The following is a 16,031-nucleotide window of genomic DNA, read 5'->3' on the forward strand; positions in this document are numbered from 1 at the left end:
GCCCTCGCCGGGCGTTGACCCGGCGGGGGCACAGTTGTGCCGGTCCTGCCGTGCGGCGCGGGCCCCTTAGTCGAATTCAAGAGCGAACCAGGGTTTCGTAAAGTCTTTCTCGATGCCATGATGATCGCGTCCCCCTGGGGAGGGGGCGCGGGGGGCGCGTGTTGACCACACGCGACACAGACGGGGATCTCTTCATTTCCTGACTTTCTCGCATGGCGGGTCCGAAACGGCATGACCACCGGCCGGGCACCGCCGACGCCTTGGCGTGCCTTCTTCCCGCGCGGACGAGACCAACCCTTCGGACTGACCATCCAGGCAGGCAGACGTGCGAACGACACGAAGAAGACCCCTCAGACCTTTCCCGACCGGGCGTGCACGAAGGAAGTTCGCGGCCGTCGCGCTCGTGACCGCGACGGCCGTGCTCGGCGGTCTCGTCTCCACGGCCCCCGCGGCCGCCGACGAACCGGGGGACAACCCGGCCAACCCGTACGAACGCACCCTCCGCATCAGCCTCGGCGCCCAGGCCCGCAAGGACCGTTGCCAGGTGGCGCGGGCCGTGCACTTCGGCGGGCCCGAGATGAAGACGTACGCGGCGACCAAGCTCGCCGGCACGGACGCCGAACTGCGCACCGTCGTGGCGAACTGGACGTTCGGCGGACTCGGCGACGCCCACCAGCGGGACAAGGACGCAGGCCTGGCCGACCTGCAGACCTACCGGGACCGCCAGGACAAGCTGAACACCGGCAACAAGCCCTACGCCGCGGTGAACGACCAGGGCGGCCGGGACTACTTCGCGCCCGACTTCGGCAAGGACATCGTCGCCTTCACCCTCGGCACCCAGCAGGACCTGTACAACAAGACGTGGGAGAACCCGACGCCGAGGCCCGGCCAGGCGGCGCTGGACCAGGCCCGGAAGGTGTTTGACGCGTTCGACACCGGGGACGACGCGTGGGCCGCCGAGTACAAGAAGGTCGCCGGCGACGAACTCCTCAACACCAGCAACCTGGGCTACTCCTCGGCCAACGACGTCGCGACCTTCCTGCGCTTCGGCGGCTTCCCGACCAAGGCCCCCGAGCCGGACACGCTCGAGTTCCGCACCGAGGTCGAGGCGCTCAAGACGGCCTGGGCGGCCTGTGACAGCAGCAACCCGATCGATCAGTACCGGGTTCTGACCGGGCCGGTCGTGCAGGCGTACTCGGAGTGGGAGGCGGAGTACTCCGGCCAGGCCGAGCAGCGGGCGGCCATCGTCACCGCCGAGTCCGACGCGGCGAAGGCGGCACGGGCCGCCACCGGCGCGATGATCGAGGCGGTCCGGCAGGCCTGGCAGGCGGACCAGATCCTGTACTGGCAGAAGTACTGGGCCGCGCACAAGGACTCCCTCGACTATCCGACGAAGGCCCAGTTCACCAAGGCGACGGCGGATCTGAACGCGGCGAAGACGGCCGCGGCCAAGCAGGTGACGGTGGCGGACGCGGCGGCCGCCCGGGCGAAGACGGCCGCGGACACCGCGGGCACCCAGCAGACGAAGGCGTATGCGATCGCCGACGCCGCGAAACTGCCCCGCGGCCGGGGCCTGTTGTATGCCCAGCAGTCGGTGCAGGTCGCCAAGGCTTCGGCCGCGGCTGCCCAGGCGGCGGCGAAGGCCACGCTGACGGCCTCGAACGCGGCGAAGGCCACGGTGGCCGACTCCCAGACGCTGCTGGCGCTGGCGAAGACCCAGACGCACGCGCTGAACACGGAGTTCCGCAAGACGGCGGCGCTGGAGGCGAAGGCGCAGGCCAAGGCGGCGGCCGAGTCCGCGGCCAAGCTGGCCACCGAGGCGGCGGCCGACGCCACCACGGCGAAGAACGCCCGCGCGACCGCTGAGAAGGCGGAGCAGACGGCCAAGGAACAGGCCGCCGAGGCGAAGCGGCAGCGCGGTATCGCGGAGGCCGAGAAGGCCAGCGCGGAGCGGGAGCGCGACAACGCCGCCGCCGAACGGAAGAAGGCCGAGGCGGCGGAGTCCCGGGCGCGCGGTGAGGAGTCCACCGCTCAGAAAGCCCTCTCCGACGCGACTACAGCGGGTGTGACGGCGTCCGAGAAACGGGCGGCGGCCGGGGCGGCCGAACGGCTCGCCTTCCAGAAGCGGAACGAGGCGGTGAAGGCCGAGCATGAACGGGACGCCACTGCGTCCCGGGCAGCGGCCCTCGAATCGGCCGCGGCGGCGGCCCAGGGCACCGGTGCCGCCGCTGAGACGCGGCAGGCAGCAACCGAGGCGCGCAGCGCGGCCGGCACCGCAGCCGGCGCGGCGACGCGGGCCCGGGCCGCGGCGAACGACGCCTCCACAGCGGCGGTGAACGCTCGTGCCGCGGCCACGCGCGCCGAGGCCGCGGCCTCACGTTCTCGTTCCGCCGCGGACGCCGCGCAGGCTGCCTACCAGAAGACCAGCGCGGCCGCGGCCACCGCACACGCCGCGGCAGCCGAGGCGATCGACGCGGCGGCAGCGGCGAAGGAGAAGGCCAAGAAGGCCGACGGGGAGGCCAAGAAGGCCCAGGCGGCCGCGATCACCGCGCGGAAGGAAGCCACCGCCGCACAGGCGGAGGCCGCCAAGACGGCCGTATGGTCGGCGAAGACGGCTGGCTACGCCACCGCCACGGCACAGTACGCGCAGGCCGCCCGCGACGCCGCGGCCCAGGTGACGAAGGCGGCCGACCAGGCGATCACCATCGGCTCCCCGTACCGCGAGTCGGACTCGTCGGCCGCGTTCGCGGTGCTGGTCGGCCAGACCTCCAAGACCCTCGCCCAGCAGCAGGCCGCCGCGGCCAAGGCCAAGTCGGACGAAGCGAAGAAGGCGGCGGCCCAGGCCAAGGCGCTGGCCGACAAGGCAGCCGGAGACGCCAAGATCGCGCTCCAGGCCGCAGCCGACGCCGCTGACTACGCGGTGCAGGCGGTCGACTCCGCTGCAGCCGCGAATGCCTCGGCCGCAGCGGCGTCCACCGACGCGGCGGCGGCGAAGAAGGCCGACGCCAACGCCCAGACGTACGACGCGCAGGCGGGCACCGACGCGTTCTACGCCAACTTCGCTGCGAACGAGGCCGAGTCGGCGTCCGTCCAGGCCGACCGCGACGCCACAGACGCCGAACGGGACGCGGCGAGCGCCCGCTCGGCAGCCGACTCCGCCGAGAGCGCCTCGGCGAAGGCCGACCAGATCGCCACCACCGCCGAGTCGGACGCGGGCAAGGCGGAAAAGGCGGCTTCCGACGCGGAGGGACACGCCAAGGAGGCCGACAGCGCCGCCGACCGTGCCGAGAAGGCCCAGCGCGAGCAGATCGAGGCCCTCCGGAAAGAGCGCGCCGATCAGCCGTACGACGCTCCAGACCTGAGCAGTGATCTGGAAGCGGCCCTGCTGCGCGTCTGTGGCCAGGAGTGCCTGGCCCAGTACCGCGCGGCCCAGGCACTCGCCTCGATGGACCTGCTGGCCTGGGTCAAGGAGAACGGCGGCGAGATCCTCCTCGACTACATCGGCTGGACCGACCTGAAGAACTGCTTTACCAAGGGCGATGTCGAGAGCTGTCTGTGGACGCTGGTCAACGTGGTCGGCGTCGCCATTCCGCTCACGAAGATCCCCGCGGTCGGCAAGGCGATCATCAAGGTCACCAAGGGTGTCACAGGCTTCTTCGAGAGCTCGGCCAAGGCGAAGCGCACACTCGACACGCTGCGCAAGCTGGCGGAGAAGGCGAAGAAGGAGCCCAGGCTTCCGGCGTGTGCGCGCAAGCCCGCGGTGCGGACTGCCGCCTTCTCGGCGATGTCGGCGTCGGCGACCCTCGCCGCTGCCTCGGACGACGACGAGCCGGATCTGTGCAACCTCGACGAACTGGCGGACCTGTCCTACGAGATCCTGGACCACTTCGACGAGAAGTACGGGCCCGACGTGGCCGACGGCATCGAGTACCAGTGGAAGCGGATGATGGGGGACAGCAGCGAGGCCGCAGACCACGACATCCCTGGCATCGGCCGCGACCTGAAGGCCATGGCCGAGTACTTCAAGGGCTGGCGAGGGAAGGCAACGCACAGGGACTCGCGGACCGGCAACCCCGTCGCCTACGACGACGACAAGGGCGTGATCGTCATCATCACGTCCCGGTTCATCCACGGCTACAAGCTGTCCAAGGCCGACTTCCTGAGAGGTGGGCGTTATGTACCGAACCCCTAGAGAGACAGGACGGTGACGGCGTGAGAACCGATATCGCGCTCGACCGGGACGGAGAGGATCTCGTCGCTCGGCTCACGCGCTCCCAGGCACTCGCCATACGCGAGGCTCTGTCCTTCCTGCGCGACCGGAATCTCGGTGATGGCATCCTGACGCTGCAACTCGGCGCAGACGCGGACGTGGTCGACAGCCTCGTTGAGCGTCTGGCCGTCGGCACTGGGGAACCGGTCGAGGTTCGGTTCCAGTGGGAGGAACTGCACGTGGTGCACGCCGCGCTGACCTCGGTGGCAACAATGTTCGTCTCGCACGGCAGAATCTCGCAGGAGGCGTTCCGTACTCGGCTGGGCTTCTTCAGGGAGAACCTCGACGCTCTCGCGCTCGGCATCGTCCATGCTGCTTCCGAGGTGACGGCATGAGGTCACGGCTCCGGCTCACCCGGGACGGCGACGCGTTCACCGTCCGGATCACCCCGGCCCAGGCCGAGAGCTTCCACCGGGCGCTGATCTTCCTACGCAGCCGCAATCTCGGAGACACGGCACTGGTCGTGCAACTCGGCGCGGGCCCGGATACGGTCGACGCCCTCGTTGAACGCCTCGCGGGCGAGCACGAGAGTTCATTCGAACTCCGGCTTTCTCTCCACGAGTTGCACATCCTGCACAGCGCGATGACCGCATCGGCCGTCATGTTCCTGGAACAGGGCATGTTCTCGGAGGAGGACTTCCATCGGGAACTGGGCTTCTACCGGGAGAACTTCGACTCCCTGGCGCTCGGGATCGTCGAGGTGACCGCCGGGGTGTGATACAGGAACGCGAATGACTGGGGGCGCCCCCTGCCGCAGGAGGCGCCCCCAGTGTCGTACAACAGCCTCTACAGGGCTGCTAGTTGCCGCCGCCCCCGATGTGATGGACGCGGAGCATGTTGGTGGTGCCCGGGACGCCGGGGGGTGAGCCGGCGGTGATGATGACGATCTCGCCCGGGTTGAAGCGGTTGATCTTGGCGATCTCCTGGTCGACCATGTCGACCATCTCGTCCGTGGTGTTCACGAACGGCACCACGTGCGACTCGACGCCCCAGCTGAGGGTGAGCTGGTTGCGGGTGTTCTCGTCGGTGGTGAAGGCGATGATCGGCTGCTGGGCGCGGTAGCGCGACAGCCGGCGGGCCGTGTCACCGGACTGCGTGAAGGCCACCAGGCCCCGGCCGCCCAGGAAGTCCGCGATCTCGCACGCGGCACGCGCGACCGAACCACCCTGCGTACGCGGCTTCTTGCCCGGCACCAGCGGCTGCAGGCCCTTGGAGAGCAGCTCCTGCTCGGCCGCGGCGACGATCTTCGACATCGTCTTCACGGTCTCGACCGGGTAGGCGCCCACGCTGGACTCCGCGGAGAGCATGACCGCGTCAGCGCCGTCCAGGATCGCGTTGGCGACGTCGGACGCCTCGGCGCGCGTGGGACGGGAGTTGGTGATCATCGACTCCATCATCTGGGTCGCCACGATCACCGGCTTGGCGTTGCGGCGGCACAGCTCGATGAGGCGCTTCTGCACCATCGGGACCTTCTCGAGCGGGTATTCGACGGCGAGGTCGCCGCGGGCGACCATCACGGCGTCGAACGCCATCACGACGGCCTCCATGTTGTCGACCGCCTGCGGCTTCTCCACCTTGGCGATGACGGGGACGCGACGGCCCTCCTCGTCCATCACGCGGTGGACGTCGTCCACGTCCTTGGCGTCGCGGACGAAGGACAGCGCGACCATGTCGCAGCCCATGCGCAGCGCGAAGCGGAGGTCCTCGACGTCCTTCTCGGACAGCGCGGGCACGTTGACGGCCGCGCCGGGCAGGTTGATGCCCTTGTGGTCGGAGACGACACCGCCCTCGATGACGATCGTCTTGACCCGGGGGCCCTCGACGTCCAGGACCTTCAGCTCGACGTTGCCGTCGTTGATCAGGATCTGGTCGCCGCGGTCGACGTCACCGGGCAGGCCCTTGTAGGTCGTACCGCAGATGGACTTGTCGCCCGGGACGTCCTCGATGGTGATGACGAACTCGTCACCGCGCTCGAGCTCGACCGGGCCTTCCGCGAAGGTCTCCAGACGGATCTTCGGACCCTGCAGGTCGGCGAGGACACCGATGGCACGGCCGGTCTCCTTGGACGCGGCCCGGACACGGTCGTACCGCCCCTGGTGCTCGGCGTGGGTGCCGTGGCTGAAGTTGAACCTGGCCACGTTCATTCCGGCCTCGATCATCGAGACCAGCATTTCGTGGGAGTCGACCGCGGGGCCGAGAGTACAGACGATTTTCGAACGGCGCATGGGGCGATCCTATCGGTTTGTTTCGCCGCGGAATATTCCGTCTGGCGGAAGATACAAATGGGCGGGTCCGCGCTCAGGCGTGTTACTGCGGTGTATTCCTCGGGGTTCTTCAGCTGGCCGTGCGGAGAAGGAGCAAATCGTTACCCTCCGACCAGTGCATAGGTCTGTGTGGCGATCTCCAGTTCCTCGTCGGTCGGCACCACGGCGACCGCCACGCGTGCGTGCGCGGGCGAGATCAGCCGCGGTTGGTCACTGCGTACGGCGTTCAGTTCCCCGTCCACCGCCAGGCCCAGCTCCTGAAGGCCCGCAAGGGCAGCCTCCCGCACCGGACTCGCGTTCTCCCCGACTCCCGCCGTGAAGGCGACCGCGTCCACCCGGCCGAGTACGGCGTAATAGGCGCCGATGTACTTCTTCAACCGGTGAATGTAGATGTCGAAGGCGAGCTGCGCCTCTTCGTCACCTTCGTCGACCCGGCGACGGATCTCCCGCATGTCGTTGTCACCGCACAGCCCGATCAACCCGCTCTTCTTGTTGAGAAGAGTGTCGATCTCGTCCGTGGACATTCCGCCAACACGCATCAAATGGAAGATGACGGCCGGATCCATGTCCCCGGATCGCGTACCCATCACGAGCCCCTCCAAAGGCGTCAGCCCCATGGAGGTGTCCACGCACTTCCCGCCCCGTACGGCAGAGGCGGACGCCCCGTTGCCCAGGTGCAGCACGATGACGTTGACCTCCTCGGGCGCCTTCCCGAGCAGCTCGGCGGTGGCCCGGGACACGTATGCGTGCGAGGTTCCGTGGAAGCCGTACCGGCGGATGCGGTGCTCGTCGGCGGTCCGCACGTCGATCGCGTAGCGGGCGGCCGACTCCGGCATCGTCGTGTGGAACGCCGTGTCGAAGACGGCGACCTGCGGCAGGTCGGGCCGCAGCGACTGCGCGGTGCGGATACCCGTCAGGTTGGCCGGGTTGTGCAGGGGGGCCACCGGTATCAGCCGCTCGATCTCGGCGAGCACGGCCTCGTCGATCACGGTCGGCTCGGTGAAGGACTGCCCGCCGTGCACGACCCGGTGCCCGATCGCGGCGAGCTCGGGGGAGTCCAGCCCCAGCCCGTCCTTCGCCAGCTCCTCCGAGACGGCCTTCAGGGCCGCCTCGTGGTCGGCGATCGACCCGCTCCACTCACGGGACGCGCCGCCCGTCCCGAGCGGTGTGTGCCTCAGCCGTGAGGTCTCCTCGCCGATCCGCTCGACGAGGCCCACGGCGAGCCGGCTGCTGTCCCGCATGTCGAGCAGCTGGTACTTCACCGACGAGGAGCCGGAGTTGAGGACGAGGACACGGGTCGGACTCACTGGGCGGACGCCTTCTCTGTAAGGGCGATCGGGGTCTGGGCCTGTATGGCGGTGATCGCGACGGTGTTCACAATGTCGGAAACAAGAGCGCCCCGGGACAGGTCGTTGACCGGCTTGCGCAGACCCTGCAGCACCGGCCCGACGGCGATCGCGCCGGCCGAACGCTGCACGGCCTTGTAGGTGTTGTTACCTGTATTGAGGTCAGGAAAGATCAGAACCGTTGCCTGCCCGGCGACTTCGGAGTCCGGCAGCTTCGTCGCCGCGACCGTCGGCTCCACCGCGGCGTCGTACTGGATCGGCCCCTCGATCTTCAGGTCGGGCCGCCTTTCCCGGACCAGCTCGGTAGCCTCCCGCACCTTGTCGACGTCGGCGCCCGAGCCGGACGTACCCGTCGAGTACGACAGCATCGCGATCCGCGGCTCCACACCGAACTGCTCGGCGGTGGCGGCCGACTGGATGGCGATGTCGGCGAGCTGCTCGGCGTTCGGGTCGGGGTTCACGGCGCAGTCGCCGTAGACGAGGACCTTGTCGGCGAGGCACATGAAGAAGACGGACGAGACGATGTCGGCGTCCGGCTTCGTCTTGATGATCTCGAAGGCGGGGCGGATCGTCGCGGCCGTGGAGTGCACCGAGCCCGACACCATGCCGTCCGCGAGGCCCTCCTGGACCATCAGCGTGCCGAAGTAGTTGACGTCCGAGACGACGTCGTACGCCAGCTCCACGGTGACGCCCTTGTGGGCGCGGAACTGCGCGTACTTCTCCGCGAAGGAGTCACGCAGCTCGCTGGTGGCGGGGTCGATCAGCTCGCACCCGCCGAGGTCGATACCGAGGTCGGCGGCCTTCTTGCGGATCTGCTCGACCGGGCCGAGCAGGGTGAGGTCGCATACCCCGCGGCGCAGCAGCACCTCGGCGGCGTGCAGGACGCGCTCCTCGGTGCCCTCCGGGAGGACGACCCGGCGCTTGTCGGAGCGTGCCTGTTCGAGCAGCTTGTTCTCGAACATCATCGGGGTGAGACGGTCGCTGCTCGGCGCGGAGACCCGCTTGTTGAGGTCGCCGGTGTCGACGTACCGCTCGAAGAGGCCGAGCGCGGTCTCCGCCTTGCGCGGGGTCGCCGCGTTCAACTTCCCCTCCAGGGCGAAGAGTTCCGCGGCCGTCGGGAAGCTGTTGCCGGACACAGAGAGCACCGGGGTGCCCGGGGCGAGGCGGGCGGCGAGGGTGAGGATCTCGTCGCTCGGCACCTCGTTCAGGGTGAGCAGCACGCCGGCTATCGGCGGGGTGCCGGCGCTGTGCGCGGCCAGTGAGCCGACGACCAGGTCCGCGCGGTCGCCCGGGGTGACGACCAGACAGCCCGGGGTCAGGGCGGGCAGGAAGTTCGGCAGCATCGCACCGCCGAAGACGAAGTCCAGGGCGTCGCGCGCCAGCCCCGAGTCGTCGCCGAGGACGACCTTGGCACCGAGCGCCTGACCGATCTGGGAGACGGTGGGGGCGGCGAGGGCGGGCTCGTCCGGGACGACGTAGCACGGCACGGGGAGGCGGGAGCCGAGCTTCTGCGCGATCTCCTCCCGGTCCTCGCGCGCGACCCGGTTGCTCACCATGGCGAGGACGTCGCAGCCCAGGCTCTCGTAGGCACGGTAGGCGTTGCGCGTCTCGGCGAGCACGGACTCGGTGGTCTGCCCCCGGCCGCCCACGACCGGGATCACGGACGCGCCGAACTCGTTCGCCAGCCGGGCGTTGAGGGAGAGCTCGTCGGGGAGCTGGGTGTCGGCGAAGTCCGTGCCCAGCACGAGGACGACCTCGTAGTCGCGCGCCACCACGAGGAAGCGTTCGACGAGGGTGGACACCAGCTCGTCCGTCCCCCGTTCCGCCTGGAGGGCGGACGCCTCGTGGTAGTCCATGCCGTAGACCGTGGCCGGGTCCTGGGAGAGCCGGTAGCGGGCGCGGAGCAGCTCGAACAGGCGGTCGGGCTGGTGGTGGACGAGCGGCCGGAACACCCCGACCCGGTCGACCTGCCGGGTCAGGAGCTCCATGACTCCCAGCTCCACGACCTGACGGCCGTCGCCTCGGTCGATCCCGGTCACGTACACGCTGCGCGTCACGCGTGCTCTCCGTTTCCTTACGCTGTTACAAAAATCGCCCACCGAGGTGAGCAGAACCCTCTTGACAATACCCCTGACGCTGGATAAGGCGCCCGTCAGGACCAGGGTCGGGGCCGACGTCCCGATAGGGCCAATCGGGTCATAGGGAGCGGAAGGGATATCGTCCTGTCGGGCATGAAACAATCGGACCGGCTCACCGGAACCACCGGGCTGGCTCACCGGTAACGACAGCGAGCAGGAGACACAGCACGATGCGCATCGGAGTTCTCACCGCAGGCGGCGACTGCCCCGGCCTGAACGCCGTGATCCGGTCGGTCGTGCACCGAGCGGTCGCACAGTACGACGACGAAGTGATCGGCTTCGAGGACGGGTACGCGGGTCTGCTGGACGGCCGCTACCGCACCCTGGACCTGGACTCCGTCGGCGGCATCCTGGCCCGCGGCGGCACCATCCTCGGCTCCTCCCGGCTGGAACGCGACCGCCTGCGCGAGGCCTGCGTCAACGCCTCCGACATGATCCACGAGTTCGGCATCGACGCGCTGATCCCGATCGGCGGCGAGGGCACATTGACCGCGGCCCGGATGCTGAGCGACGCGGGCCTGCCGGTGGTCGGCGTACCGAAGACGATCGACAACGACATCTCGTCCACGGACCGCACCTTCGGTTTCGACACCGCGGTCGGGGTCGCCACGGAGGCGATGGACCGCCTGAAGACCACGGCCGAGTCGCACCAGCGCGTGATGGTCGTCGAGGTCATGGGCCGGCACGCGGGCTGGATCGCCCTCGAGTCCGGCATGGCGGCCGGCGCGCACGGCATCTGCCTCCCCGAGCGCCCCTTCGACCCGGCCGACCTCGTCAAGATGGTCGAGGAGCGCTTCTCCCGCGGCAAGAAGTTCGCGGTCGTGTGTGTGGCGGAGGGCGCCCACCCCGCCGAGGGCACCATGGACTACGGCCACGGCGAGATCGACCAGTTCGGCCACGAGCGCTTCCAGGGCATCGGTACGGCACTGGCGTACGAGCTGGAGCGGCGGCTCGGCAAGGAGGCCAAGCCGGTCATCCTCGGCCATGTGCAGCGCGGCGGCGTCCCCACCGCGTACGACCGTGTGCTCGCCACCCGCTTCGGCTGGCACGCGGTGGAGGCCGCGCACCGGGGCGAGTTCGGCCGGATGACGGCTCTGCGCGGCACGGACATCGTGATGGTGCCGCTGGCGGAGGCGGTGACCGAGCTGAAGACGGTCCCGAAGGACCGGATGGACGAGGCGGAGTCGGTCTTCTAGGCCTGCTGGATCCGCCTCATCCGGTGTTGTCCTGGACCGCGGCCCAGAAGTGGTCGACGATCCGGTCCAGGAACGCGCGGCCGGCGTCGCTCGACTCGCCGGCCGCGTTTCCGTCGCCCCAGCTCAGCGAGGCGACCATCTGCCCCTGGTAGTCCTGGTGCAGCGTCTGGAGGGCGTCCTCCAGGAGGCGTCGGTCCAGGGGTACGGTTTTGGCCACCGGGCGGACGTACGCCTGCCAGCGTGTGGTCACCGCACTGCGCAGCAGCTCGGCCAGCTTCGGCTCGCGTCCCGTGACGGTGACGAAGTCCGGGAGCGAGAGGTCGAGCACATCGGCGAGGGTGGCCGACTGGCGCTCGTTGCCGCGCCAGGCGTTGTGCTCCTCCATGTGCATATAGGCGAGGAACTCCAGGCCGACGGCCCGGGCGACGTCCTCCGGGGCGAGGCCGCGGGCGACGCGGTGCTCGCGAAGGGTGCGGGGCGGACCGGTGATCTCACCGGGGGAACACCACAACACGCCTGCGAGAGCGGTGAGTTCGGGGCTGGAAGGGGTGACGGAACCGCGCTCCCAGGCCAGCACGAGATCCGGGGAGACGTACGGCAGTCCGTACGAGGCACGCAGGCCGTAGGCGACATGTTCGGGGCCCATGTTGAGGGCCGCGCGGAGCCGGCGGGCGGCGGGGGCGTTGAAGGGCGGGGCGGACTGGTTCGAGCGGGCTGGACGTTGGCGCACGGGCCACAACGTAGGCGGGCCGTGACGCGGTGACTACGGTCTGTTCGGCCAGGATCACGGATTGTAGGAACGTACGGATTCGGCCACCTGTGCGGACTGAACGGGGTGGCCGAAGATCGTCTGTCGTCGCGGCGGGCGCGCTCGCGAGGATGGCGCGAAGCCGTCCGGGCGGGCGGCCCAAAAGGGCGGTGACTTTGTGAACGTCAAGCTCGAGGGGCATATTCGCGAGCGTCTGCTGGCGCCGAACTTCTGGCATCTCGCCACCGTGGACGCGGACGGGATGCCGCACGTCTCGCCCATGTGGGCGGACATCGAAGACGAGTACGCCATGGTCAATACGTCGATGGGCCGCGTGAAGATCGACAACCTGCGGCTCAATCCCAACGTCTCGCTGTCCCACCACGACCCCGACAACCCGTACGACCGGGCCGAGATCCGGGGGCGGGTCATACGGTTCGTGGAGGGGGAGGAGGCGGAGCGGGCCATGGACCGGCTGGCGCGGAAGTACATCGGCGAGGACCGGTATCCGTGGCTGCTGCCCGGGGAGCGGCGGGTGATGCTGCTGATCGAGCCGGTGCGGGTGCGGAGGGTTGTGGGGGTGGAGCCGTTTCGGGTGGGGGTGCTGCCGGAGGCCTGAGCAGGATCCTGGGCGGATTCCTGAGCGGCTCACCCTTTGACCGCCCCGCCCAGCGCGAACCCGCCGCCCAGCCGCCGGGCGATCAGCACGTACAGCAGGATCACCGGCGTCGAGTAGACGATCGAGAACGCCGCCAGCTGCCCGTACGCCACCATTCCCCGGTTGCCGAAGAACTCGTTGATGCTCACCGAGGCCGGCATCTGGTCGGGCGTCAGGAGCAGCATGAAGGGGACGAAGAAGTTCCCCCACATGATCACGAACGAGAACACCGTCACCACCGCCACTCCCGGACCCATCAGCGGCAGCACGATCCGTAGCAGCGACTGCATCGACGATGCCCCGTCGGTCCACGCCGCCTCCTCCAGCTCCTTCGGTACGCCGTCCATGAAGTTCTTCATCAGCCAGATGGCGAAGGGGAGTTGGGAGGCGGCGAAGAAGAGGATCGTGCCCTGCAGGGTGTCGATCAGGTCCACCTGAACGAACAGCGCGTACACCGGCACCATGATCGCCGTGATCGGCAGACTCGTCGCGAAGAGGATGGTGAGCAGGAACGGGCGGTTGAGCCGGGACCGGAAACGGGAGAGCGGGTACGCCGCAAGGGCCGCGCACACCACCGTCAGTAGCGTCGCGCCGCCGCACAGGATGAGGCTGTTGAGCAGCGGTGTGAAGGTGATGTCCGAGGTCAGGATGGCGTCGAAGTTGGACCAGGTGAGGCCGTCCGGGGCCTTAACCTTCAGGTTCGCGTGCGGGTCCACCGACGACAGGAGCACCCAGGCGAGCGGCAGCGCGAAGCCGGCGGCCACCACCAGCAGGCCGGCGTCGGCGGCCAGCCGGTGGGTTCTGCGGCGGGAGGCGAGTGTGCGGGCCATGGTGGGGGTCAGAGCTCCGTCCGCAGCAGGCGCAGATATACGAGGGAGAACAGCGAGCCGACCAGGAGCAGCAGCAGGGCGACGGCGGTGCCGTAGCCGATCATGCTGTTCTGAAAGGCCTGCTCGTACATGAACAGCGGGAGGGTCTGGCTCTTGTTGCCCGGGCCGCCTCTCGTCATCACCCAGATCAGGCCGAAGACGGACAGGGTCTGCAGGGTGTTCAGCATCAGGTTCGTGGCGATGGAGCGGCGGATCATCGGAAGGGTGATGTGCCACATTCGGCGCCAGCCGCCCGCGCCGTCGACCTCGGCGGCCTCCGTGATCTCCTTGGGGATTTCGTTGAGTGCGGCCGAGTAGACCAGCATCGAGAAGGCCGTACCGCGCCAGACGTTCGCGAAGGACACCGCCAGGATCGGAAGGGTGAACAGCCAGTTCTGGGACGGGAGTCGGAGCCAGTCCAGGATGGCGTTCAGGGTGCCTTCGCGGCGGAAGAAGGCGTAGAGGAGGAAGCCTGCGACGACCTCCGGCAGGACCCATGCCGTGATCACGATGCCGCCCGTCAGCGTGCGGACGGGCTTCGACGCGCGCTGCACGAGCGCTGCCAGCGCCAGTCCGAGCGTGTTCTGGCCGAGCAGCGACGACACGACCGTGAACACCAGCGTCAGCCATACCGCGTTGAGGAACTCCTCGTCCTCGAAGGCCTTGCGGAAGTTCGCGAGGCCGACGAAGGAGGAGTGGGCCTGGCCGGTGAGCTGGAGGTCGGTGAAGGCGATGTAGGCGCAGTAGGCGATCGGGCCGGCGAGGAAGAGGAGCAGGAGGGCGACGGCGGGGGAGAGGGGGAGGAGACGGGCGAGGGTGCGGGGGAGCGTTCGGCGGGGCCGGTTCTCGGAGGGGGCGGGTGGGCGCGATGTCGACTCGGCCGCCTTCGCGCCTGGCGCGTGCGGGGTTGCGGCGGTCATACGTGGTCGCCGCCGCTCACTTCGTGACGACCTGGTTGTCGGTGGCGTCCTTGAGCGCGTCGTCGTAGCCGCTCGCCGCCTTGTCGACGGACGTGTCGCCCGTCGTGACGCCCTCCATGGCCTCCTGGATGGCGGTGGAGACCTTGGGATACGCCGGGTAGGCGGGCCGGTAGTGGGTGCTAGCGACCAGATCCGTGAAGAACTTGATGCCGGGCTGGGCGGTGGCGTACGACGGGTCGCTCGCGACGTCCTTCCGGACCGCGATGCCCGAGTTGGCGATGTACCACTTCTCCGCGTTCGCCTTCGTCTGCATCGTCCTGATGAAGTCGAAGGCGAGGTCGGGGTTGCCGGCCTTGGACGGGATCGCCCAGGTCCAGCCGCCGGACATGCTCACCTTGCCGGGGGCCTGGCCGTGCTGGGTCGGCATGTACGCCAGCCCCAACTCGCTGGACCACTGCGGCCATTCGTGGCCGCTGCCCTTCAGCCAGGCCTGCGGCAGCCACGAGCCGTCGAGGGCGATGCCCAGCTTGCCCTTCGGCAGCAGGTCGCCGGCCACGATGGTCTGGATGTTGGGGTCGAGGGCATCGGAGACGTCCGGGCCGAGCTTCTCCTTGTAGACCGTCTCCACGAACCGGAGCGCGTCCTTGAAGCCCTGGCTCCCGGCGATCCACTTCTTGGCCGACTTGTCGTAGAGGGGGTCGGCGGTCCCGTCGCCGGTGCCGTAGAGCAGCATCTCGAAGGTCTGCATGGTGGCGGCCTCACCGGCGGGTTTCCCGGTGTAGACGTTGAGCGGGGTGACCTCGGGGACCTTCTTCTTGATCGCGCGGGCGGCGCTGAGCACGTCGTCCCAGGTCTTCGGCTGCCAGTTCGCAGGCAGACCGGCCTTCTTGAAGATGCCCTGGTCGAACCAGAGCCCGCGGGTGTCGGTGCCGTCCGGGACGCCGTACGTCTTTCCGTCCTCGGCCTTGGCCGCGGTCTTCGCCGTATCGATGAACTGCTTCCAGTCCGGCCACTTGTCGAGGTACGGGTCGAGCGGCTTCAAGTATCCGCTGGTGATGTCGGAGTTGATGAGGAAGGTGTCCTCGTAGACGAGATCCGGGGCGGTCTTGGGGGAGCGGAGCATCTGCTGGAGCTTGGTGTAGTACTCCGAGTCCGGCGCCTTGATCGGGACGAGGTCGACCTTCTTGCCGGGGTACTTCTTCTCGAACTGCTTCTTGATGTCGGCGAGATAGTCGTCCATCACCTTGATGGAGTTGTCCGTGGACTGTTTGAAGGAGACCTTCAGGGTGTCCGGGTTGCTTCCGGAGCTGCTGCTGCACGCGGTGCTGAGGGCTGCGGTGGCGATGAGGGTGGGGGCGAGGACTAGAGCGGCGGTGGGGCGCACGGGCATGACCTCCTGCGGGCTCACGTGGGGGTGGAGCGCGGGATGGGTGCCTGGTGAACGTAGGTGGGGTGGTCTAGTCAGGTCAATGCGTGTGCGCGGGATTGAGGCGGGGCGGGGTGGGGCTACAGGAGGTGGTCGGCTTTGCCTGCCTTGATGTCGCGGAGGCGGGCGGCGTTGCGGGTGCTCGGGTGCGTGGTGCGGGCGTGTGAGGGGGGAGTGGGGATTCGGGGAGGCTCGG

Annotated in this window: 12 protein-coding genes; 5 read left to right on the forward strand and 7 right to left on the reverse strand. The window is 68.9% G+C overall.

Translation table 11 applies throughout. The annotated features are described in order from the left end of the window. The first annotated feature begins 403 nt into the window (after positions 1 to 403). Genes ACWDAG_RS43885 through ACWDAG_RS43895 form a run of 3 tightly spaced genes read left to right on the forward strand, consistent with a single transcriptional unit; the run spans position 404 to position 4,988 of the window. Positions 404 to 4,192: a hypothetical protein gene (locus tag ACWDAG_RS43885; protein ID WP_450701168.1), complete on the forward strand. Its 3,789-nt coding sequence runs from the start codon at positions 404 to 406 to the stop codon at positions 4,190 to 4,192. A 20-nt stretch (positions 4,193 to 4,212) separates the two neighbouring features. Beyond that, positions 4,213 to 4,605: a hypothetical protein gene (locus tag ACWDAG_RS43890; protein ID WP_450701169.1), complete on the forward strand. Its 393-nt coding sequence runs from the start codon at positions 4,213 to 4,215 to the stop codon at positions 4,603 to 4,605. Beyond that, a complete protein-coding gene (locus tag ACWDAG_RS43895; RefSeq protein WP_450701170.1) occupies positions 4,602 to 4,988 on the forward strand; it encodes a hypothetical protein in 387 nt (128 codons plus the stop codon). Before ACWDAG_RS43890 ends, ACWDAG_RS43895 begins: the two co-directional genes overlap by 4 nt. Positions 4,989 to 5,067: 79 nt before the next feature. Here ACWDAG_RS43895 and pyk read toward each other — a convergent pair whose 3' ends face one another. The 3 genes from pyk to pta form a co-directional block, all read right to left on the reverse strand. Continuing rightward, the gene (pyk, locus tag ACWDAG_RS43900) at positions 5,068 to 6,495 is read right to left on the reverse strand and encodes a pyruvate kinase (RefSeq protein WP_450701171.1); all 1,428 of its coding nucleotides are present in this window, start codon (positions 6,493 to 6,495) and stop codon (positions 5,068 to 5,070) included. A gap of 140 nt (positions 6,496 to 6,635) precedes the next feature. Beyond that, positions 6,636 to 7,841: an acetate kinase gene (locus tag ACWDAG_RS43905; RefSeq protein ID WP_450701172.1), complete on the reverse strand. Its 1,206-nt coding sequence runs from the start codon at positions 7,839 to 7,841 to the stop codon at positions 6,636 to 6,638. Further along, positions 7,838 to 9,937 carry a phosphate acetyltransferase gene (gene pta / locus ACWDAG_RS43910; protein WP_450701173.1) on the reverse strand — a complete coding sequence of 700 codons (2,100 nt, stop codon included), beginning with the start codon at positions 9,935 to 9,937 and terminating at the stop codon, positions 7,838 to 7,840. Before pta ends, ACWDAG_RS43905 begins: the two co-directional genes overlap by 4 nt. Positions 9,938 to 10,188: 251 nt before the next feature. On the opposite strand from pta, the gene ACWDAG_RS43915 reads away from it, so the two are divergent. Then, positions 10,189 to 11,214, forward strand: coding sequence for an ATP-dependent 6-phosphofructokinase (locus tag ACWDAG_RS43915; RefSeq protein ID WP_450701174.1), 1,026 nt, complete (start codon positions 10,189 to 10,191; stop codon positions 11,212 to 11,214). Positions 11,215 to 11,230: 16 nt separating this feature from the next. Here ACWDAG_RS43915 and ACWDAG_RS43920 read toward each other — a convergent pair whose 3' ends face one another. Then, positions 11,231 to 11,953, reverse strand: a complete 723-nt coding sequence (locus ACWDAG_RS43920; RefSeq protein WP_450701175.1) for an XRE family transcriptional regulator — start codon at positions 11,951 to 11,953, stop codon at positions 11,231 to 11,233. A gap of 187 nt (positions 11,954 to 12,140) precedes the next feature. On the opposite strand from ACWDAG_RS43920, the gene ACWDAG_RS43925 reads away from it, so the two are divergent. Next, on the forward strand, positions 12,141 to 12,581 hold the full coding sequence (locus tag ACWDAG_RS43925; RefSeq protein ID WP_450701176.1) for a PPOX class F420-dependent oxidoreductase: 441 nt from the start codon (positions 12,141 to 12,143) through the stop codon (positions 12,579 to 12,581). A 29-nt stretch (positions 12,582 to 12,610) separates the two neighbouring features. Here ACWDAG_RS43925 and ACWDAG_RS43930 read toward each other — a convergent pair whose 3' ends face one another. Genes ACWDAG_RS43930 through ACWDAG_RS43940 form a run of 3 tightly spaced genes read right to left on the reverse strand, consistent with a single transcriptional unit; the run spans position 12,611 to position 15,799 of the window. Continuing rightward, positions 12,611 to 13,450 (reverse strand): carbohydrate ABC transporter permease, encoded by an 840-nt coding sequence (locus ACWDAG_RS43930; protein ID WP_450701177.1) that lies wholly within the window; start codon positions 13,448 to 13,450, stop codon positions 12,611 to 12,613. A gap of 8 nt (positions 13,451 to 13,458) precedes the next feature. Then, positions 13,459 to 14,409: a carbohydrate ABC transporter permease gene (locus ACWDAG_RS43935; protein ID WP_450701178.1), complete on the reverse strand. Its 951-nt coding sequence runs from the start codon at positions 14,407 to 14,409 to the stop codon at positions 13,459 to 13,461. A 16-nt stretch (positions 14,410 to 14,425) separates the two neighbouring features. Continuing rightward, entirely contained in the window at positions 14,426 to 15,799 is a 1,374-nt protein-coding gene (locus ACWDAG_RS43940; protein ID WP_450701179.1) for an extracellular solute-binding protein, read from the reverse strand. Positions 15,800 to 16,031: the final 232 nt, after the last annotated feature.

The sequence above is a fragment of the Streptomyces sp. NPDC001157 genome, from assembly GCF_053598255.1.

Coding starts and splice junctions, on each gene's coding strand:
- ACWDAG_RS43895 (WP_450701170.1), top strand. CDS start 4,602: ATGAGGTCACGGCTCCGGCTCACCCGGGACGGCGACGCGTTCACCGTC.
- pyk (WP_450701171.1), bottom strand. CDS start 6,495: ATGCGCCGTTCGAAAATCGTCTGTACTCTCGGCCCCGCGGTCGACTCC.
- ACWDAG_RS43915 (WP_450701174.1), top strand. CDS start 10,189: ATGCGCATCGGAGTTCTCACCGCAGGCGGCGACTGCCCCGGCCTGAAC.
- ACWDAG_RS43930 (WP_450701177.1), bottom strand. CDS start 13,450: ATGGCCCGCACACTCGCCTCCCGCCGCAGAACCCACCGGCTGGCCGCC.
- ACWDAG_RS43935 (WP_450701178.1), bottom strand. CDS start 14,409: ATGACCGCCGCAACCCCGCACGCGCCAGGCGCGAAGGCGGCCGAGTCG.
- ACWDAG_RS43940 (WP_450701179.1), bottom strand. CDS start 15,799: ATGCCCGTGCGCCCCACCGCCGCTCTAGTCCTCGCCCCCACCCTCATC.